23 protein-coding genes are annotated in these 21212 nt (G+C 35.0%); 6 read left to right on the plus strand and 17 right to left on the minus strand.

All coding sequences use genetic code 11. From position 1 onward, the window contains the following. Positions 1-59: 59 nt before the first annotated feature. The gene (locus tag KQI49_RS13040) at positions 60-545 is read left to right on the plus strand and encodes an N-acetyltransferase (RefSeq protein ID WP_216489592.1); all 486 of its coding nucleotides are present in this window, start codon (positions 60-62) and stop codon (positions 543-545) included. A gap of 41 nt (positions 546-586) precedes the next feature. Here the strand turns inward: KQI49_RS13040 and KQI49_RS13045 are convergent, their stop codons facing one another. The 4 genes from KQI49_RS13045 to KQI49_RS13060 form a co-directional block, all read right to left on the minus strand. Continuing rightward, complete coding sequence (locus KQI49_RS13045; protein ID WP_216489593.1) at positions 587-1072, minus strand: RsfA family transcriptional regulator; 486 nt, start codon at positions 1070-1072, stop codon at positions 587-589. A 151-nt stretch (positions 1073-1223) separates the two neighbouring features. Further along, positions 1224-1979, minus strand: coding sequence for an enoyl-CoA hydratase/isomerase family protein (locus KQI49_RS13050; RefSeq protein WP_216489594.1), 756 nt, complete (start codon positions 1977-1979; stop codon positions 1224-1226). A gap of 72 nt (positions 1980-2051) precedes the next feature. Beyond that, complete coding sequence (rpmF, locus tag KQI49_RS13055; protein ID WP_216489595.1) at positions 2052-2228, minus strand: 50S ribosomal protein L32; 177 nt, start codon at positions 2226-2228, stop codon at positions 2052-2054. 49 nt (positions 2229-2277) lie between these two features. Beyond that, entirely contained in the window at positions 2278-2805 is a 528-nt protein-coding gene (locus KQI49_RS13060) for a YceD family protein (protein WP_216489596.1), read from the minus strand. Positions 2806-3021: 216 nt separating this feature from the next. Between KQI49_RS13060 and KQI49_RS13065 the strand changes: the two genes are divergently transcribed. Beyond that, positions 3022-4236, plus strand: coding sequence for a nucleotidyltransferase (locus KQI49_RS13065; protein ID WP_216489597.1), 1215 nt, complete (start codon positions 3022-3024; stop codon positions 4234-4236). Positions 4237-5037: 801 nt separating this feature from the next. Here KQI49_RS13065 and KQI49_RS13070 read toward each other — a convergent pair. Next, the gene (locus KQI49_RS13070; protein ID WP_216489598.1) at positions 5038-6054 is read right to left on the minus strand and encodes a SepM family pheromone-processing serine protease; all 1017 of its coding nucleotides are present in this window, start codon (positions 6052-6054) and stop codon (positions 5038-5040) included. A gap of 352 nt (positions 6055-6406) precedes the next feature. On the opposite strand from KQI49_RS13070, the gene ylbJ reads away from it, so the two are divergent. Then, the gene (ylbJ, locus tag KQI49_RS13075) at positions 6407-7606 is read left to right on the plus strand and encodes a sporulation integral membrane protein YlbJ (RefSeq protein ID WP_253286825.1); all 1200 of its coding nucleotides are present in this window, start codon (positions 6407-6409) and stop codon (positions 7604-7606) included. A gap of 79 nt (positions 7607-7685) precedes the next feature. Here ylbJ and coaD read toward each other — a convergent pair whose 3' ends face one another. The 7 genes from coaD to KQI49_RS13110 all read right to left on the minus strand — a co-directional run bounded on the left by coaD (position 7686) and on the right by KQI49_RS13110 (position 11728). Then, a complete protein-coding gene (gene coaD / locus KQI49_RS13080; RefSeq protein ID WP_216489599.1) occupies positions 7686-8165 on the minus strand; it encodes a pantetheine-phosphate adenylyltransferase in 480 nt (159 codons plus the stop codon). Beyond that, positions 8158-8724: a 16S rRNA (guanine(966)-N(2))-methyltransferase RsmD gene (gene rsmD, locus KQI49_RS13085; RefSeq protein ID WP_216489600.1), complete on the minus strand. Its 567-nt coding sequence runs from the start codon at positions 8722-8724 to the stop codon at positions 8158-8160. The genes coaD and rsmD overlap by 8 nt, the downstream gene beginning before the upstream one ends. 377 nt (positions 8725-9101) lie before the next feature. Continuing rightward, positions 9102-9377, minus strand: a complete 276-nt coding sequence (locus KQI49_RS13090) for a YlbG family protein (protein ID WP_216489601.1) — start codon at positions 9375-9377, stop codon at positions 9102-9104. Positions 9378-9440: 63 nt separating this feature from the next. Next, positions 9441-9872, minus strand: a complete 432-nt coding sequence (locus tag KQI49_RS13095; protein WP_216489602.1) for a YlbF/YmcA family competence regulator — start codon at positions 9870-9872, stop codon at positions 9441-9443. A 70-nt stretch (positions 9873-9942) separates the two neighbouring features. After that, a complete protein-coding gene (locus tag KQI49_RS13100) occupies positions 9943-10176 on the minus strand; it encodes a YlbE-like family protein (RefSeq protein WP_216489603.1) in 234 nt (77 codons plus the stop codon). A 6-nt stretch (positions 10177-10182) separates the two neighbouring features. Next, positions 10183-10560 (minus strand): spore coat protein YlbD, encoded by a 378-nt coding sequence (ylbD, locus tag KQI49_RS13105; protein WP_216489604.1) that lies wholly within the window; start codon positions 10558-10560, stop codon positions 10183-10185. A 100-nt stretch (positions 10561-10660) separates the two neighbouring features. After that, complete coding sequence (locus KQI49_RS13110; RefSeq protein ID WP_216489605.1) at positions 10661-11728, minus strand: CAP domain-containing protein; 1068 nt, start codon at positions 11726-11728, stop codon at positions 10661-10663. A 256-nt stretch (positions 11729-11984) separates the two neighbouring features. Between KQI49_RS13110 and KQI49_RS13115 the strand changes: the two genes are divergently transcribed. After that, positions 11985-12350 (plus strand): YugN family protein, encoded by a 366-nt coding sequence (locus KQI49_RS13115; protein WP_216489606.1) that lies wholly within the window; start codon positions 11985-11987, stop codon positions 12348-12350. Positions 12351-12752: 402 nt separating this feature from the next. Next, a complete protein-coding gene (ytvI, locus tag KQI49_RS13120; protein ID WP_216489607.1) occupies positions 12753-13811 on the plus strand; it encodes a sporulation integral membrane protein YtvI in 1059 nt (352 codons plus the stop codon). 48 nt (positions 13812-13859) lie between these two features. Here the strand turns inward: ytvI and ctaG are convergent, their stop codons facing one another. The 5 genes from ctaG to coxB all read right to left on the minus strand — a co-directional run bounded on the left by ctaG (position 13860) and on the right by coxB (position 18940). Continuing rightward, entirely contained in the window at positions 13860-14768 is a 909-nt protein-coding gene (gene ctaG, locus KQI49_RS13125) for a cytochrome c oxidase assembly factor CtaG (protein WP_216489608.1), read from the minus strand. 249 nt (positions 14769-15017) lie between these two features. Beyond that, complete coding sequence (ctaF, locus tag KQI49_RS13130) at positions 15018-15350, minus strand: cytochrome c oxidase subunit IVB (RefSeq protein WP_216489609.1); 333 nt, start codon at positions 15348-15350, stop codon at positions 15018-15020. Between the two features lie 3 nt (positions 15351-15353). Beyond that, entirely contained in the window at positions 15354-15977 is a 624-nt protein-coding gene (locus tag KQI49_RS13135) for a cytochrome (ubi)quinol oxidase subunit III (protein WP_216489610.1), read from the minus strand. Between the two features lie 2 nt (positions 15978-15979). After that, on the minus strand, positions 15980-17836 hold the full coding sequence (ctaD, locus tag KQI49_RS13140) for a cytochrome c oxidase subunit I (protein ID WP_216489611.1): 1857 nt from the start codon (positions 17834-17836) through the stop codon (positions 15980-15982). Positions 17837-17887: 51 nt separating this feature from the next. Further along, positions 17888-18940, minus strand: a complete 1053-nt coding sequence (coxB, locus tag KQI49_RS13145) for a cytochrome c oxidase subunit II (RefSeq protein WP_216489612.1) — start codon at positions 18938-18940, stop codon at positions 17888-17890. 1070 nt (positions 18941-20010) lie between these two features. Here coxB and KQI49_RS13150 point away from each other — a divergent pair. Next, a complete protein-coding gene (locus KQI49_RS13150; protein WP_216489613.1) occupies positions 20011-20976 on the plus strand; it encodes a COX15/CtaA family protein in 966 nt (321 codons plus the stop codon). Positions 20977-21212 lie beyond the last annotated feature (236 nt).

Genomic DNA, 21212 nt, shown 5'->3' on the forward strand with positions numbered 1-21212 from the left:
TATAATATTATAAATAGGGGAGAATTTAAAATATTTTTATTTTTAAGGGGGCACGACCAATGAATAATATAAAAATAGAGAAATTGCTAATTAACTATAAGACACTTGATGACTTTAAAAGTTTCAAAGAATATGGAAATCAGGAATTATCCATGTTAGAAGATTTGCAATCAAATATTGTAGAAGATAATAGTGAATCACCTTTTTATGGAGTATACTTCGGTGATACACTTATCGCTCGTATGAGTTTGTATAAAGTAAGCCAAAAGTACGATAATTACTTTGATCCACCACAAAATTATTTAGAACTCTGGAAACTTGAGGTTCTCCCAGACTACCGTGGTCAAGGATATGGGAAAGCGCTAGTTGATTTTGCTAAAAGTTACGAACTCCCTATCAAAACGAACCCTAGAATCAACTCTCACGGTTTTTGGGAAAAAATGGACTTTCAAAAAATACACTATGAAATGGAAAGAGATCTTGGGGAAAATCCACTAGTTTGGCTTCCCAAAGGAGTAGCAGAAAAAGAGGTTTCAAAAAATTAAATAAAAGACATGAATGATTGATTTCATTCATGTCTTTTACTTTATTTTTCTCCCTTCTTATGAACCCAATTCCACAGATTCCCTATTTCTTGCCAAACATGTTCATAACGCAAGAGTTTCTCTTTCAAATTTTTGTTTTCTTCTTTTAATTGCTCTAGACTTTCTTTTTGATTTAATGTTTTGGAATAATCTTCCCCTTGATAATTCGTCTTCATTTTTTCTAGCAATAAAATGGCCGCCTCTAATGTATCTTTCTCTTCAGGCTTATAGGATTCTGAAAATCTTATATAATGACTTGTATTTCTTTGTTTTCTTTCCTTTTTTGCTTGTTCAATGGCATTCTGATGTTTTTTCCTGATTGTTGCATTCCACCGAAACCCACAAGCAGCCGAAGTTCGCGATAGTTGTTTGGCAACATCTTTAAAAGCTTCTAGTTGTGTTTTTCCTTCTCTAATATAGCGAAGGACCGTTTCGGCCAAAATAATATCTTCATCATCTGTCCACGCATCTTGTCGTGTCGCGTTCATAAACATCACTCCTCACATCTTTGATATAAATGTATGCAAATATTAAGAGTGATAGAATAGAAGTTTCATATTTCAGATAAAAATCCAAGGATATAAGCAGAGTAGATAAAGGCAAGAAAAAGAGATTGAGAATAAATTAAGGTTTGGTGATCTATTTCATAATTCGTTTTATAGCTTCCTGATGTGCGTGACTTCCCCACAAAGTTGCACTCTGACGGACTTCATCATTCATTTCAGCCGATAGACTAAGTACCGAGATTTTTTTATTGAATTGTGCTTTTAAAACTTTCATCTGCTCAATTGATTTTGTTAGATAGGGTTGTAAGATGCTATTTAAATCTTCCCATTCTTCAGAAGCAACAATGTTATGTATCCACCCGTGTTTTTTCAAATAGTCAACACCATGTACATTCCCTTCTACCAACCATTGATAGGCAAAATTCGGATTCACTTTCTCGTATAATAATACGCCTCCACCCCATCCAGGCACAATTCCTAATGTGGATTGAATAAAACCAAATTTAGTCCCTTCTTTACCAATTCTAAAGTCACATGCTGTTGCGATCTCACAACCTCCACCTAACGCATTACCATTTAATAAGCAAATTGTGGGTACAGGGAATGAAACTAACTCATAAAGACATTCTTTCATTGGATAAAGTTTACTAAATGCTTCATCACTATTTAAATCACCATGTAAAGTATTTAAGTCACCACCCGCACAGAACATCCTTTCTCCTGCAGCGGTTATAACTAAAAATTTAATATTGGTATTTTTTGCAGTTTGAATTTTTTCTAAAAGTTCTTTAGCCATGTCACTTGATATCGCATTGTGTTTTTCCAAACGATTAAGCCTAATAAGACCATAGCCTTCCTTGTAGACTTGGTATTGTACTAATTCAGGCATTAAATCACCTCAACTCTCATATGAAAAAGACAGATCATTCATAACCAATGATCTGTCTTAATGTGCATATTATTAATTGCTTTCAACAACTTCTTTACCATCATAATGACCACAAGCTTTACATACATGGTGAGGCTTAGTATACTCACCACAATTTGAACATTCTACCATGCCAGGTACATGTAATTTCTTATGTGTACGACGTTGATTTTTTACTTTTTTAGAAGTTCTTCTTTTTGGTACCGCCATGACTTACACCTCCCTCAAATAGAAAAGCAAAACCTGGAATAATCAAGTTTTATTTCTCTTTTTTGTCTTTTAATAACTTTTCTAGCTTTTTCATACGTGGATCAATGGATTGATCATCAGTTTCTTCCGAGATAATTTCCCAACCTTCTCCTTTAGTAGGGGCGTTTTTTTGGGCATTCTCATCATCAGAAAAAACTCTAAAAGGGATATCTAATAAGATATTTTCTTTTATTTGTGGCGTTAAATCAATCACTTCTCCGTCAACTGGATGAATCTCATCTTCCTCATCTTCCTCACTGTAGTAAGGAGATAAAGTATAGATTTCATCAGCTGTTATATTAAACGGATAGACGACATCAACGAGTGTCCGTGCACATGGAAGTATCATTTCTCCTTTTAAGTTCAAGGTAATAATTATCTCTTCACCTTGCATAGTGCACATGGCCTTGACATCTACAGGGTTGATTTTACGTATATCATTGTTCATTTTTTCCAACTCAGAGACATCCACTTTTTTTTCAAATATATAGGGTTGCTCAAATGCGTTTCTTTTAATTTTTCCTAACGTTAATTTCATTATAAACACCTCTAGGCAACAAGAGTAATTTTAAAAGGAAATCATGTATTTGTCAAGATATTTTCTTAACAGTTAACTTAATTTTACATTATCACGAATTATATTTCATTATTCCCCATTTATATTTGCTTAATCACCCCTGTTTTTATGTACAATTATGCAAGTTATATAATGTTTGTTACAATTATAACAAATAGAGTAAGTGAGGTAATGTTCATGCGAGCATGTGGTCTAATTGTTGAATACAATCCATTTCATAATGGTCATCTTTATCATATTAATCAAGCAAAAACAGAAACTTCAGCTGAATGTATGATTGCTGTGATGAGCGGGTCTTTTTTACAGCGCGGCGAGCCAGCAATTATAGATAAATTCCATCGGACTAAAGCCGCTTTAAAAGCAGGTGTCGATCTTGTCCTAGAATTACCCTATGCTTTTGCAGTGCAAAGCAGCCGCCTGTTTGCTAAAGGCGCTGTACACACCCTTCAAGAAATTGATACTGATTTTTTGTGCTTTGGAAGTGAATCAGGTGATATCTCCCATTTTATATCAACTTACACACTTTTCAAAGAAAAAGAAGCTGACTATAAGTGTTCTTTACATTATTCATTAAAAAAAGGTGCATCATTTCCTGAAGCAAGTAAACAAGCATATCAAGACATCGGGTTAATTGACCATTCAATTGATTTATCAAAGCCGAATAATATCCTAGGTTTTAGTTACATAAAGACAATCCTTGACAATAACCTTTCTATTAAGCCTTCTACAATTAAGAGAATTAACAACCAGTATCATGACACAGAAATCCAAAGTACCATTGCATCAGCCACAAGTATTAGAAATAAACTACTTGATGATTATATTTTATTCTCGGATGATATTATCAACAGCATACCGGACGAAACTATAAGACAATTACAATTATATCAAAAAGAGACGGGTTTGTGGCATGAGTGGGAAAAATACTTCCCTTTAATTTATTATCGGGTCCTGACGATGAATGCAGAGGAACTAGCAACTATTCAAGGAGTTGATGAAGGGATTGAGCACCGGTTATTAAGTACACTTATGGAAGCCACATCTTTTAACGAATGGATGAAAGCAATTAAAACAAAACGGTATACTTGGACAAGAATTCAGCGCTTGTTCGTTCATCTATTAACAAACACTAAAAAAAATGATCTAATTGCAGTGAATGAAATGAACAGTGTACCTTATATTCGATTACTTGGTGCATCCAAGCAAGGACGAGCCTATTTAAATGATAAAAAGAAACAGATTGATGTTCCCATCATCACCTCACTAAGCCGAAATCAGCACCCTTTACTATCAATTGAAGAACGTGCTACGAACGCTTATTATAGCATCCTTTCACCAAAACTCAGAAATAAATTTCATGCCCAAGAATTAAAACCTCCCATTATGATTTAAATTATATAGTTATGTAGTAAGAAATAAGTGAGGTATGAAAAGAGGTTGGGACATAAGTATTTTAGTTAATTTAAAAGCGAACGTATTAAAGTATATTTCTTTTAATATACACTTTTAAAATCAGCGTAGAAAAAATACGTGGACTCCTTGAAAAAATCGCGATGAATCGTTGTCGAAGTATTCTTTGTCCAGCAGGATGAAAAGCTTAGATGAGACCCCCGCAGAGCGCCATGAATGATGGAAGGCTAAATTCGCGACGTCCTGTGAGGGCGCCTTCATGACCAACATCCTGTTGGCCCGAGGCTCAGCAGCAAAGAAGAATGAACTGCAATTCTTCTCCCCCTGCGGAAAGCGAAGTATTTTTCCGAAGCGAAATAACGCTCGCTTAAAATTGTTCGTCTTTTAATTACTAATACTTAGTTTTATCCCATCCTCTAACAGGAGGTGGGTAGTTCAGTGTTGCGACAAAGGGCTCTATGGGGCGAAGCTTGGCTGCAGCCCCAGGACGTCGCGGTTTTAACTGAACCTCCCAAACGGCTCTACTTAAGGAAGGCCGACTAAGTAGCCTTTGCGGCTAACGTCGGCATAACCCTTTTGCAGGGGCATGTTTCCTTTATCTCCCACATAATGAATGGTCAATGTTGATGCTCCTGAGCATCAACATTGACCCTATCTCGCTTGGCAAGGCGCAGTCCGTACGTTGCTAAACGGGCGCCCCGCGCTTTTGTTCTATGGTAATTTCGTAGTGGTTACAAAAACAATAGATTATTTTCTCTAGTCATGTTGTAGTCATACTGTTTCCTAGTCTAACGAATGTAAGTAGTTTAAAGCATCTTCAAATGTATCGACTGGAACGATTTCCATGTCCGTACCAATTTCATCTGCAGTTTGTTTTGCTAAATTATAGTTGGAATCCTCCGCTCCACCTTCATGCGGTGCGAAAAAGATATCACATCCCTCGCGATCTGCGGCAATTACCTTTTTGTCTATCCCGCCAATCCTAATTACATTCGCATTGTAATCAACTTCACCTGTTCCGGCTATTTCATATCCATGAGTTAAGTCTTGTTCAGTCAACTGATCATAAATCTCTAATGAAAACATTAAACCCGCACTGGGGCCACCGATATTTCCACTTGAAAAATTTACTTTTGGATTTACCGTTACACTCCGATCTGTTACTAAACTCACTCCCATACCAATTCGATTATCAATGTCATCAAATTCTTTTAATGAAACTTCTTTAGTTAATTCTTCGTCATCTCGAATAATTGTTAGGTTCACCTTGTCTCCGGCCCGTTTAGTTTCAATATAATCCATTAAATCGTCCGTTTGTTCAATTTTATTATTGTCGATGTTAATAATTTCGTCTCCCACTTCCAACTGTCCTTCAGCTGGCATGTTTTCTACAACAGAGACTATATAGACACCTTCATAATCAATGGTTATATCTTTTTCAGCGGCTTCGTATGCTACCACGGTGGCAGCCTCCTGAGAATTTTCCATAACCTGTAGTTGAGCATGAAAATATTCATCTTCTGTTATACCTTCTGGAAAAACTTCATCTAATGGAAGTATTTCTTGATGCTTATTAAATTTAGCTAAAAGATATTGAATCGGAGTAGCCTGACCACCTCTAACAGTGACAAGGTGCATATCGCCTTCACTTTCAAAGCCATGTTCAACCTGCACAATTGGGTTCAGTGCATCAGCTCCTCCTGGTTTGTATATATAATACGGAAGTTTATATGCAACTAAAAAATAGGATGCAATAACAACAATTATTAAAAAGACAAGTTGACGTTTATTAAATTTCATTCCTAAACTCCTTCCAGACGATAACAGCTGGTTCGTTTTTCTAAATTACTTTCATTAATTTCACAATCAATAAAATCAATTAAATATTTCACTACATTCTCTAAACCCTATGATTAATTTTCAATATAATGTTCCCTTTTCATCCTAAATTATCTTAAATATAAAAATGTGTTTGGCATAAATTTGGAGGGTACTGGCGTATATTTATATAGATGAACAAGTTTTCATCATAAGTAGATTAAGAACTCAAAAATTGGGAAATTGTTCATCCTTGATTTAGACAAGCTAGCACTTATTTTACTACTACAAATTTAATAAGTACAGAGCTAACAATTGAATAGGGGGCAATTTATTGAACCAAAAAATTAAAACAAGTATGTTCGCAGGATTGACGTTATTTTTTGCGTACAGTTTAATAAAGTATCCTGACCAAGCGTTAGAAGCTAGCATACGTGGACTGAACAGTTGGTGGGAGGTTGTTTTTCCTTCACTTTTACCATTCTTTATAACCGCTGAGTTACTCTTGGCCTTTGGAGTTGTACACTTTGTTGGTGTATTGTTTGAACCTATTATGCGTCCGCTATTTAATGTACCGGGTGCAGGTAGCTTCGCCTGGTTAATGGGTATGGCAAGTGGATACCCAACCGGAGCGAAAATAACAGTTAGACTTCGGGAAGAACAACAAGTCTCTAGAGCTGAAGCTGAGCGCTTAGTCACTTTTACAAATGCTTCAAGTCCTTTATTTATTTTTGGTGCTGTTTCTGTTGGATTTTTCCATGATGTAAAACTAGGTGCTTTATTAGCTATCAGCCACTACGTTGGAAACACATTGGTAGGAATATGTATGAGATTTCACGGTGCATCCAATAAGAAAAAGAAAAATTCTAAATACAAATTCTCGATTAAAAGAGCTTTTAAAGAAATGCATCGCTCCCGCTTGAATGACAAGCGTCCTTTTGGTGAAATTCTTGGGGATTCAGTACTTAATTCAATTAAAACACTTGTTATGGTTGGCGGATTTATAATTCTATTTTCAGTCATAATTAAATTATTATATTTAACTGGTATTACAACTGCTATTGCGGCCATATTAAAATATATATTTTTGCTGTTTTCAATTCCAGTAGAGTACGCAGTTCCCTTTATATCAGGTTTCTTTGAGATTACTACAGGTATACAAATGATTTCTCAAGTGCAACCAGACACTCTTTTAATTACCGTGATGCTTACAAGTTTTATTATCGGCTTTAATGGGTTTTCAATTCAAGCTCAAGTTGGAAGTATTATATCCCATACCGACATTCGCTTTTCCCCATATTTTATCTCACGAATTTTACACGGGATATTTGCCAGCATTTTATCAGCTTTATTGTATAAACCCCTTTATATAAATCGTCAGGCATTTGATCGTGATGACTTACCTGTAAGTGGGATGGTCACAGATAATTTTTACTCACATATTTTTAGGGAATTAAGTTATTATGGACCATTAATTACAATAACATTCTTAGGTATTGCAACAATAATCTTATTACGCCGACATAATTATTAACAATACATCAACACAATCCAAAAAATCCGAGCAAGTGATTCGCTCGGATTTTTTATATACTGAACGCAAGTATTTTATCTTATTGGAACTTCTCTTGTAAAGCTTTTTCAACGACAGGTGGAACAAGATCTGAAACACAGGCATTATATTTAGCTACTTCTTTAACAATACTCGAACTTAAAAAAGAATATTGGTTATTAGTCATCATAAAAAAGGTTTCAATATTTTGTTCCAACTTTCTGTTCATAGATGTTATTTGCATTTCATATTCAAAGTCACTAACAGCACGCAATCCTCGCAATATAACATTTACATTTTTTTCTTTAGCATAATCAATCAATAGACCACTGTTAGAATCTACAGAAACATTAGGTATATGCTCTGTTGCTTGTTCAATTAATTTGATTCTTTCTTCAATAGTGAACAAAGGGTGTTTTGATTGATTATTAAATATAGTTACAATAATTTCATCAAAAATACGAGATCCCCGTTCAATAATATCCAAGTGACCATTTGTTACTGGATCAAAGCTCCCTGGGCAAATAGCAATTCTAGTCATCATGTTTCTCCTTTCGGTAAATAGAAATACCGATTGTTTTACCATAAATTTCTTCCTTTATTAAAGTTAATCCCTTAATCGAAGAAGGTAAGTTCTCGGTACTGTCATACTCACAATAAATAACACCATTTTCTTCCAATATTTCTAATTTAATAATTTGATTTAATAATTTTTCATAGTCAACTTTACCATATGGCGGATCTAGCAAGATTAAATTAAATTTTATATCTCTCTTTGATACAGCATTTATTGCTCTATATGCGTCTGTTCGAAAAATTTCTATTTTATCACTTATATGTAAAACTTCTGTGTTTTGCTGAATTGTTTGAACAGCTTTAGGGTGTTTATCAACAAAAACACTGTGTTCCATTCCGCGACTAAGTGCCTCTATACCTAATGACCCACTCCCTGCAAATAAATCTAAGCAATGTCCCCCATTAAAGAAAGGTCCTATTACCTGAAAAATGGCTTCTTTTATTTTATCTGCAGTCGGTCTTGTTGTCTTCCCTGGAACAGCTTTTAAATGTCGACCTTTAAATTGCCCAGCTATCACACGCATATTCCAACACCACCTAATCTATATTACCTTTGAGTTTCCGACAAAATAAAGTAAAAGTTATAAGACATATGTATCTAGTTTATGAGTAATTGATCTAATCATACTATCTAAGAGTTTATCAAAAATAAGAGATAAATGGTATATATTTTTTTCTATCGTACATAATAACATAATGAGACAGCTGGCGATAGCTTGGTTGTTTCAATGACGGAGATGACTTAGACTTCCCCATAAGTCCTCCTCCGGTTTCTCCTCTCCCTTTGCCTTTTAGTTTTTTAAACTAAAAGAACCTGCAGAAATTATCTGCAGGTATTTTTTTGTCCTTTAAATAAGACTATTATATTGTCTGCTCTTTAATTGCATCTAACTATTAGCAATTAAATACCTATTTTATAGTCATACTGTTTCGCTTCATCTGGTAAAGCATTATCGAACTCTGTCTTAACAAACGGCTTATAGGACCGTTCCACTTTTGAAATAAAAGAATACTTGGAAAGTTTGCTTTCGATAGTTTCTATGTCAGATTGGTTTACGTATATTACTGCGTATCTCATTTTCTTGGATACATAAATCAAATGACCAAGCCTTTTTATTTGCTTAATATTTCTCATATGTTGAAACCAAACAATTAAACCTTGTCGTTTGTTGTTCATACAAACCCCCACTTGGTAATTAATTAGTAGAGTATTTTAGTCAACTAATAATCATATTAAAAGTTAAGCGCTACAGCCACAGCTCCCTCCAGAGCCACAGCCTCCATCTGAAAGAGCTGCTCCATCTTTTGGCGCTTTGATTTGTTCGCTTACACTCAAAGCGATACACTCACTAATTTCATCCAACATCAATTGCAAATTACGCTCCGCAATCTTGTATTGAGCAACTTTGTCATTCATATCCATCTCTCTTTTTGTAAGGCGGACCTTTTTCATTATTTCTCGATAGTCAGGATGGTATCTGCCAAATCGTTGGACATCTTCATAGTGACCTTTCATATCTGCAAAAGCATTGATCAGCTTTGTCGATTCACTATCATTATACAAAGCGTCACGTGCTGCTTTAAATTCATGCATAACATCTGATTGTTGTATCATATCCCCTAATAATTCGGACCGATCTAAAATGTCCACATACTCTAGGGTACCTATCATAATACACACCTCCGTCACTATCATATCACTTTTTTAAAATGCTGAAAAGACAGTCCCCTCTTTTCGCCTGTTAATCTTTCATAGCTTGGCTCATTTGAACAAGCATAGTGGCAAGATGTACATGTTCACTAAATTTCTCAAGGCGCTTAGAAAAAGTTTTACCATAAAAGATTTTTGCTTCTTTTTCCAGTTCAAACATCTTATCTGGATCCCTTGATAAATAACGATACCAAATCGGATTATACCTGACAAATGTTAATAATTCAGGATTGGCCTGTAAATAATTATAAACATTTTCGTTCATTTTATATCAATCCTTAAACCAGTTAAACTGTCTGCGTTGAGGGGTTGGATCTTCTTTCGCTTTAAATTCCCCTAAAACTTCTTGTAATGTAGAAACCGTCCCACTTAACTGATTTACTTGCTCTTGCACTTTCTTAATGTCTATATTTTCTGTCATCTTCAACAGGTGGCTAACCCATTCGGTCTTGCTATCAGATTTTTGTTGGGGATTGGTATAATCTTTAAACTGTTCCCAGTATGGATCGTCTTCTTCAAGAAGAACCCATTTCTCATAATACTCTTGCCATGAAGAACCATTTTTTCGTATCTTTTCAACCAACTTTGGATGTTTATTTATAAAAGATTTAAACTCAGCAACTGTAGGATGTAAGTTATCATCACCCATATTTTTCACCCCATTATTATAATCCATAACCTAAGCGATACATTAACAACCTCTAGATTATAATATGACAGTTTATTTTGACTGTGCATTCGCTGAGAGTTCATTCATATTTGGTGAGAAAATTTTGTGTGTAATAAAGTCGATAAACCCCTACTCCTAAATGTGTATAGCTTTCATTGAGTAAAGCATCTCTATGCTCCTCACTATTGAGCCACCCTGCAACGACAGCAGGTGCATCAGAATACTCTGCAGCTATATTTTCCCCTGCAGCAGAGTAAAAAATATCCTTATCGGCTAACCGCTCTTTTAACCCTCCACCATCTAGATTATGGTGTGAAAAGTAATCATTTTCTTCCATATCTTTACTGTGAAGGAAAGCAACTTCTCTTACTGATTCTTCCCACTTCAATTCATTTTTATCATACGCTTTTCTAATTACATTCGTTATATCAAAAATTTGTTGTTCCATCCCTTTTTCAACTTCTAACCACTTGTCATCAGATAATTTTTTCGGCTCTTCAAGACTACCACGATAGACCATTTGGTATGGTCTATGGTTTAATAATACGTCACCATCAAGAATTCTTAAGGACGTCAGACGTTCATTAAACGTATCGAAATATAATTGAACAAACACATTATCCGTCACTTTAATTAGCGGTTGCTTTTTTAGATCTTTAGTCGTTAATTCAAACTGATAAGTAGAAACCCCATGACGATAATTCACTTTATCATCAAAATGAAATTCATCTTTAACTGAATCATATTTTTGTCCGATTTTTAATGGGTCAGTCCCCAAGTCTTCACCAGCTGCAAAAATAGTCACTATTTTATCGTCTTTTATGCCAAACTGAATATATTGGTCATTTGAATCTTTATAGACCCACCATGTATAGCCATAAGCACTTAAATCTTGACTTTTAGGCTCTCCCATCTTATTTAACAAGGCTTCAGATGTCTTACCTATCCAATCAAACAAGTCGCCCTGAAACGTCTTGCTAAGCTTTCTTTCTTCAGGAATGTCTTTACTTTTTAATTTGCTTTCTTTTGGCATGGTATAATTCCACTTCTTTATGGTTGTCTCTTGAAATAAGTCACTTTTCTGGATTGTCAAATAGGTTATTGCAGATATTATTAAAATTATGAAAATAAATTTAATAAGTCTCATAATTGCCTCCTTAACTCACTAGTTTGCTCTATCATATGATAATCCACTAGTTTACATTACTAAAATTTTAAAAAACCATAGAATCTCTAATATGTATAGCATAACCAATCTTATTAATTAACTTTTCAGTGTGAAGTGTATATGTCTCACTGTTATTTAAACGTTTTATGCCCGCTCAAACATTCTTTTCCATTGCAAGTTGCTGTATTTTCTACTATCATAGGTTTAGTAAGGATAAATTTGCGAGGTGAAAAAGATGAAATTGGAAAACTTGGGAATTGACGATTTAGTTCTTGACCTGAAACCATTAGATCACATAATGGGAAAGCATGCATTTATTCGTGCAGCTCAATGGGACTATGAACGAGTCACATATGATTACAAAATTGGATCCAAAGAAAAAAACATTACATATTACATTCGAATTCAAGGGTATGCTATCGAAGGGGATGTAGATCGAGGCAACGCAGTTATAAAGCTAATGACCCCTCTCTTGGGTAAACATTATTACCCACATGGGGTAGAATATGGTGAAGAAGAAAACTTCCCTGAGAATCTTGTTGAGCGTGCCAAAAATCTCATAAGTAACGTTAAAGAAGAAATAACATTATATAAAAAGTAAAAGTCTAGAACCGACTACATGAAATGATTAAAGTAGTCGGTTTTTTAATAGGTTAGAAAACTATAAAAGAAAGCTTCTGTGAATAACTTCATACTAAAAGTGGCCACGCCGAGTGCAAGCACTCAGCCCGCCTAAGGTCTTAAGCGGTAAATCTACGTGGCAAAAACCGCCACTACGTTTTCCTTCTTAAGCTATAACTGAGGCTTAACGAGCACTTGCACTTTTTTTCTTAGTAATTGATCCTCACCCTAACTTAATTCGTTTTTAAGATTATCATATAGAAATATCCGTTCATTATAAAGAGTGACTAGTGTTTAAACTGTTCAAGTAGTGGATTAAATGATATATTTTATATACCAATTTAGCAAACGATCTATTGTTGAAAGGAGGCGTTTAAGGACGTTGTTTCGTAATATTACCAAACGCCAATGGACACTGTTCTTCTTATTTATATCCATCATTTTAATTTTTTACTTTATTTTCCCCATATCATTACCTTTAGTAATTGCCTTAATCACAGCATTAATGCTTAACCCTCTTGTAAGAATAGTTCAACATCGATTAAGAATAAACAGAAAAGCATCCGTGATTATAGTTTTTCTACTTTTTTTGATATTCGTTGGGGTAGCTGGAACTCTAATTGTTACTAAGGCAATTGGCCAACTTGTAAACTTTGTGGAAGATATACCAATGTACATTAATCAAATTAACAGTCTTTATAATGAATGGGAAGAAAATTTTCAACATTATGCTAGCAATTTACCACCTGAATTTGTAAAACAAGTATCAGACAGCTTCCAGGATAATTTAATAGCATTAAATACAACCATAAAAGAAAAGATTACAATTGATAATATCGCACAAGTTTTTGCAAAAGTACCCCAATACCTCATAAGTTTTATTGTTTATCTAATTGCACTTTTTCTTTTCATGTTGGAACTTCCTTTTTTAAAAGCAAAGTCATACCATCTTTTGACAGAGGAAACCGCCAAAAAAGTCTCCTTCATGAATGAAAGATTATCTAGTGTTATGCTTGGATTTTTAAAAGCACAATTTTTAATGAGTTTAATTATTTTTATTGTCTCTTTAATAGGTCTGCTTATAATCGCGCCTCATGTCGCTTTGGTGATGTCGCTTATCATATGGGTAATTGACCTCATACCGATTATAGGTTCAATCATTGTGCTAGGACCCTGGGCAATTTTTATGTTTTTATCCGGAGATACCATTATGGGTGTAAAACTTGCTGTACTGGCAATTATTTTATTGGCTATCAGAAGAATCGTCGAACCTAAAGTCATGGGACAACATATTGGCTTGTCACCGTTAGCAACGTTAATAGCAATGTTTTTAGGATTGAAATTGATGGGTGTTTTCGGGTTTATTTTAGGTCCTCTCCTCGTTATTGCCTTTAACTCTGCCAAAGAAGCAGATATCATAAAATGGAAAGTCAAGATATAAAAAAGTGTGGAAGTAATTGCTTCCACACTTTTTAGTAATTGGTTTTAACTATTCCTGAATTTCTGTCGTTGGTAACGGATCGACAGTTAAACTCTCTCTTGTAAACCAAGAGAAGAATATACGAGCCAACATAACAATATAAACAATTTCTTGCATGATTTTCATAATAATACCGCCCAATTGCTGATCTTCAAGAACACTTAAAGGTGAGAACATTTCTGGGCCTGAGATGGAAACAGCAAGGCCATCTAAGACATCATTCGGAACACATAAACTCATCGCCTGAATCCATGACCCTTCAGAACTATAAGCGTTAAATACTGGGGTTGAAGCAAAAATTATCAAAGCACATGCCACTGTAATGATGGCCGCACTCGCTACAAGGTATCCCATTTTAAGTAACGGTGCCAAAGTATCAAACTCTTCCAGTGGAGTAATTATCGGCCACCACATTATAAATGCGAAGAAAAGCAATATCAGAATCGTTGATGTATGTGCAAACTGTGATGATTTGGAATAATCAAAGATAACTGGCATGTGGTATAGGGAAAACAAAACATTAAATGATACTAAAGCAACGATAGGTTTTGTTAATACCCTAATAATAGATTTAAACACCGGCGCATAAACAATTTTCCTCCACATCCATTTTGGCAATCCTTTGATAATAAAAATAGGAAATATTAGAAATAAAATAACCATTTGAATCATATGTGCAGTTAGCATAATATGTGATAATAAATCAATTGGTGATCCTTTGGCTATATATAACAGTAATAGACCTATATAAAAAAGAACTCTCTGCTTACCGCTTGGAGCAGGCTCAGATTTTCCACCAAATTTATGACGAAAAGGACCGGTCATTAAGTAATATGCTATACCTAAAACAATCACGAAACTTAAAAAGTATGGACTCCATAAAGCGCGAAACCCAAATATTTGTATTTCTAACCACATTTAAATCACTCCATAGAAATTGGATTCTACACTCTATTATAACTTATTCAACTTGTTAAAACACGAATAAACTATGACAATTTAGTCACACATTTTTTAAATTCAATACCAGACCAGATCACTTCTGATTTACAAAAGATTATAACGTGTCACTATATTCAGTAGATAATTATGACGAAATAAAAATACATAAACACGTAATAGCCTCAAAATAAAAAGACGGGGAATGATTCCCCGACTTTTTAAGGCTTACCACCATGAAATTAAAGCTAAACCTGCAAGTGTTAATAATGCAGCCCAGACACCACCGTAAATTAATACTGTCGGCATCTCGTGACCTTTATCTTTCATGTGCATAAAGTAATAAAATTGAAATGCTACTTGTATAACTGCTAGAAATGCAAGAAGTGGTATTACAAACATACTTTCGATAGCGCCAGTTGCCACTACTGCAAATGCAATCAATGTTAGTACAATCATTAAACCAAATGAAATGAGTTGACGTTTCATTTCTTCTTTATTTTTACGTTTTTGAAAAGCATCTAAATTTTTATTTGTTTTGGTATTGGTGTTTTCAGTCATAATTTAGCCCACCTTTCCCATCAAGTATACAACTGTAAATACAAAAACCCAGATAACATCAATATAGTGCCAATATAGACTATATGTATTAAATTTAGGCGCATTGTATAAGTTTAAGCCTCTTCTTGCATTTCTAATCATCAAGGCTATAATCCAGCATATACCAAATGTTACGTGCCCACCATGAAAGCCAACTAAAGCATAGAAGGCGGAACCAAATGCTGACGAACGAAATGTAAAACCATACTCAGTTATATAATGAGAAAACTCGTATATTTCAAGTCCCAAAAATCCTATACCAAGTAATGCAGTAATGCCTAACCATAATTGCATTTTTTTAAAGTCATTATTTCTCATATGGTACATTGCATAAACACTTGTCAAAGAGCTAGTAAGTAACAAAACTGTCATTATAAAAACGAGCTCTAAGCCAAACAGTTCTTCTGAAGATGGTCCTCCAGCTGTAGAATCCTTTAGAGCTAGGTAAGTTCCAAACAAGGAGGCGAAGAGAACTGTCTCGCCTCCAAGGAAGAACCAAAGACCTAGAAACTTATTTTTACCTTCAAGGGTGGCTTTTTCGGGATTTTGCGGCATTGTTTCAGGATATAGAGAATGATCGTGACTCATTACTATTCAGCCTCCCTTTCAAATTCTTCTTTTTTAATATAATAACCGTGATCATCTTTAACAGAACGGATAATCATCATAAGCAGTGCAAACGCCATACCGCCATATAAGGCTATATACCATAGTTTTTCATCTGTCTGATAGATAAACCCAAGGCCTGCCACGAAGAATCCTAAAGACATAAGGAACGGTAAGAATGAACCATTCGGCATATGAACGTCTCCTAAAGGTTCTGCCGGCGTCATATGTCCTTTACCTTCTGTCTTTTCAATCCATAATGGGTCAAGACCACGTGTTAATGGTAATTGCTTAAAGTTATAATACGGAGGTGGCGATGATTCAGTTGCCCATTCTAATGTACGACCATCCCACGGATCCGCTGGAGCTTTTTCTCCTTTTACTGCTGTGTGTACAATATTAATCAAGAATACGATAACTGCAAATGACATAAAGAAGGCACCTATCGTACTAATCAGGTTCCCCAAATCCAGTCCTTGATTTTCAAGGAATACCCAATAACGGCGTGGCATCCCCATTAGTCCAAGGAAGTGTTGGATAAAAAACGTTAAGTGGAAGCCAATGAAGAACGTCCAGAACGTTAATTTACCCATAGTTTCGTTTAGAATTTTTCCAAACAATAGCGGCCACCAGTAATGCAGGCCACAGAAAATACCAAAGACTGTACCACCTACAATGACATAGTGGAAGTGTGCCACAACAAAGTACGTGTCATGATACTGGAAGTCTGCTACGGCTGAACCAAGCATAACTCCGGTCATCCCACCGATTGTGAAGGACGGAATGAATCCCAATGCCCATAGCATAGCAGCATTAATCTTAACACTTCCTCCCCACATTGTTGCAAGCCAGTTAAAGATTTTAATACCAGTTGGCACTGCAATGGCCATGGTCGCTACCGCAAAGATTGAGTTAGCAACTGGACCTAAACCTACTGTAAACATGTGGTGTGCCCAAACCATAAATCCTAAGAAGGCAATTAACATTGTAGCAAAAACCATTGCTGTGTATCCAAACAATCTTTTTCTAGAGAAAGTTGAGAATACATCACTGAATAAACCAAACAATGGCAAAATCAAAATATAAACTTCAGGGTGTCCGAATATCCAGAATAAGTGCTGCCAGATAATCGTGTTACCTCCGAGTGAAACATCAAAGAATGCTGTACCAAACATACGATCAAACATTAAAAGGAATAAGTTAATCGTTAATGCTGGGAATGCAAATAGAATTAAAACACTTGTAATAAACGTTGCCCATGTAAATAGAGGCATACGCATGTATGTCATTCCCGGAGCTCTCATCGTAACTACTGTAACGAGGAAATTAATTCCCCCCATAAGGGTACCTGCCCCAGCAATTTGCAGTCCTGCAACATAGAAATCGACACCGTGTCCTGGTGAATCCATAGCCAATGCAGCATAGGACGTCCAACCAGCATCTGGCGCTCCATCTAAAAACCAACTTAAGTTCAGTAATATACCACCGAACATAAACAACCAAAAACCTAATGAGTTTAGAAACGGAAATGCGACGTCACGAGCACCAATTTGAAGTGGCATCGCAGCGTTCATTAAACCAAGTAGTATCGGCATCGCTGCCAAAAATATCATTGTTGTTCCATGCATAGTAATCATTTCGTTATATAAACCAGCGCTAATAAAATCGTTTTCAGGTTTAATCAACTGTATACGAATGATTACTGCTTCAATTCCTCCTAGTAAGAAGAAGAAACCTCCACCTGCTAAATATAAGTGGGCTATCTTTTTATGGTCTACCGTCGTTAGGTAATCCCATAAAAAAGCACCAAAGCCCTTTTTCTGAGTAGCTGCTAAACTCACAACTTATACCTCCCTTTATATTTTACCTACCCTAAATCCTCTTCTTGTCTATTAATTACCAGCACTTTCAGGCGTTACATCTGTTTCTTTTAATTGCAATAGATACTCAGCAATTTTATCTGCTTCATCATCTGAAAGATCTGGATATTTACCAGTCATTAAGTTACCTGGTTTAATTGATTCAGGATCCATAATCCAATCAACCAGATTTTCTTTTGTTGGATCAAGAATTCCCGCAATCGTCGTACGGTTACCAAAGTTTGTTAAGTTAGGACCTACTTGACCTGGAGAATCTCCAATCGCGTGACAGCCCATACAACTTTTCTCTTCAAATAATTCTTTACCTTCTGCGGCAACAGCATCTCCCGGAACTTCATCTGGATTGACATTACCCATATCTGCCAACCATTGCTCATACTCTTCAGGACTTACAACAATAACTTTAAAGTCCATCAGTGAGTGTGAAGGTCCACAGAATTCAGCACATTTACCCCAATATACTCCCTCTTCATACGCTTCAATATACAAAGTATTGACGTTTTCTGGGTTCACATCTAATTTTCCAGAGATGGTTGGTACCCAAAATGAGTGCGTGACATCTGCTGCAATCATGTTTAAATATACTCTTTCTCCAGCTGGTATATACAAGTCTTGACTTGTTTGCACCCCGTCATCTTCGTAATCGAAATGCCACCAGTACTGATTACCTGTTACATTGATATTAATATGCTCACTTGCCTCACTTGTATCAGCCAAATCAAAAGTTGCAATAACTGTTGGAACCGCCATAATAATAACTAAAATAATTGGAATGACTGTCCACACAGTTTCAAGTGTTTGGTTACCTTCAACTTGTTTAGGAATAAAATCCTCTTGTCCCTTCTTTTCACGGAAACGAAGTAAGACGATTACAAGCGGAATAATAACAGCTAAAAACACAAATGACATAACCACTGTAGTAAGAATGATTAAGTTCATCGAGGCCTCTGAGCCATACCCCTTTGGTACTAGAGCGGTTAAATTCTCTTTACCGCAGCCTGATAAAATTAACGCTAATGAGCCAAGCAAAAATAACGCTCTAAATTTTCCCATCCTACCTATCATGTAGTTTTACCTCTCTTTCTGTTTGTTGCATCATTAAATTTATTTTATTTAATACAATTACTCACATTACTCAGGGCACAATCTAGATTTTACTATCATAACAAAATTGGAATATAGTTAATGAATATCTTTTATAAGTTTTTGTCTTTATAACTATTTTATTCTATAAGTTCCACTTACATGGAAAGGAATTTCATATAAACACTGACTCTCTTTATGGCGTTACATGTTAATTATTTCTGTTTAAATAACCAATTACTGATACAACAGTATAAATCGCCATATATGTATATTCTTTATTAAAAAGAGTGAAGAGATTTGTTTACATGCTAAACTTTGAATCTAAGCAAGACAAATTCAGTTCATGATCTAACTGCTGTCTTCTTAAGATTCTATTTAAAGTTTTTTCCGATGATAATGCATTGCAAGAATTATGTGATTTCCTATAAAAAGTGATAATTTAATGCATCAGAGGGAGTAATCAGCACAATTGCTTTCATATGTTGACTTATCCCACTACTGACATTACGAACATCCCTCCTCCAAACATTACAATGCTTTGTTAATTACAACAGCATTCATATACATTTTCATTTTTACTTTTCATTATATTCATTACTTTCCACCCTACAAAAATCATTGTAGCATGTTATAGCATAACAATCTATCCTTCATAAGGCAAAGTCACTTTTAACTTTTCTGTCTAATTTTTCCTTATTTGTGACGTCTTTGTGACATTTATTCTTAAACAAATAAAAGGCATAATTGCCCCTTTCGTTTTTCTCACATATGCGTAGTAACAAGGTTTCACCTGCATAAAAGTTATGACTATCAAAGCACCCCTCATATTATTTCTAGCAAAATAAAAGTAACAATGCAAGTATTTTCAACTTAATCATAGTGAAAACATATTTATTACGTGTTATTATATCATAGGCGAAACATTCTTTTATTTATTGTTTCAATTAATTGCTTTGTTTACATACTACCTATTATTATAGAATGTAATGTGTTTTATAAATGTTACAATTTGTAAAATAAGATACATCAAGTTAAAGTGAGGCATCGTTATGATTAAATATTTAAAATGGTTATCAGTAATTGCTACTTTAGGCATGGTTTTTGTTTTGCTTGGTGGTGCTCTTGTTACTAAAACAGATTCAGGTGCAGGATGTGGAGCAAGTTGGCCTTTATGTCATGGTGAATTGATTCCATCAGAAATCACGCCAGAATTAGTTATAGAACTTAGTCACCGACTGGTCTCAGGTATCGTAGGTATTGCTGTATTGGCCTTATCTTTTCTCTCGTGGAAGCATATTGGACATATACGGGAAGTGAAATTCTTATCTTTTATGTCACTCTTCTTCCTAGTGTTACAAGGATTAATTGGAGCAGCTGCAGTTGTGTGGGGGCAATCCGACTTTGTCTTGGCACTTCATTTCGGAATATCCCTTATTTCATTCGCAGCTATTTTCCTACTTGCCTTATTAATATTTGAGATTGATAAAAAGTTTGACGCAGAATCCTTATTCATACAAAAGAAACATCGAGTTGAAATTTATTTGTTAACAATCTATACATTCATCGTCGTATATACTGGTGCGTTAGTACGCCACACTAATTCAGAACTTGCTTGTGAAAGTTGGCCATTTTGCACTAACGCAAAGCCTTTTTCCTTTATGTCAACAAACCACATGGAAGTATGGGTCCAAATGGGACATCGTTTAGCTGCAGGAATCCTTTTCATTTGGACAATCCTTTTTGTATTTAAACTGATTAAACAATATCAATCTAGTCGTGTAATGTATTGGGGCTTAATTTCGTTAGCTACATTTATTACCCTTCAAGTCGCTTTTGGTGCACTAATTATTTTCACATTACTGAATCTCGGAATTGCATTACTTCACGCCCTGTTTATCTCATGCTATTTTGGGGTTTTAAGCTATTTCATTCTCCTTTCTTCACGAAGTGCTGCTAAAGAAAGAACCGCAATTAAGGACGATAAGGTGGACGGGAACGTCAGTTATATTAAATAGGGAAAGATGTTGGGACATAAGTATTTTAGTTAATGTAAAAGCGAACGTATTAAAGTATATTTCTTTTAATATACACTTTTAAAATCAATTACTAATACTTAGTTTTGTCCCATCCTCTTTCCTACGATTAGTCAAGTCTAAACCTTATAAATTCAATAAGGATTTATTGATTGAAAAAATTTGGCATATCAAATAAACCCCATGTATTTAATTTTTTAAACTGTGGGAAGATATGT

The sequence above is a fragment of the Virgibacillus sp. MSJ-26 genome, from assembly GCF_018918075.1.
GTDB lineage: Bacteria > Bacillota > Bacilli > Bacillales > Amphibacillaceae > MSJ-26.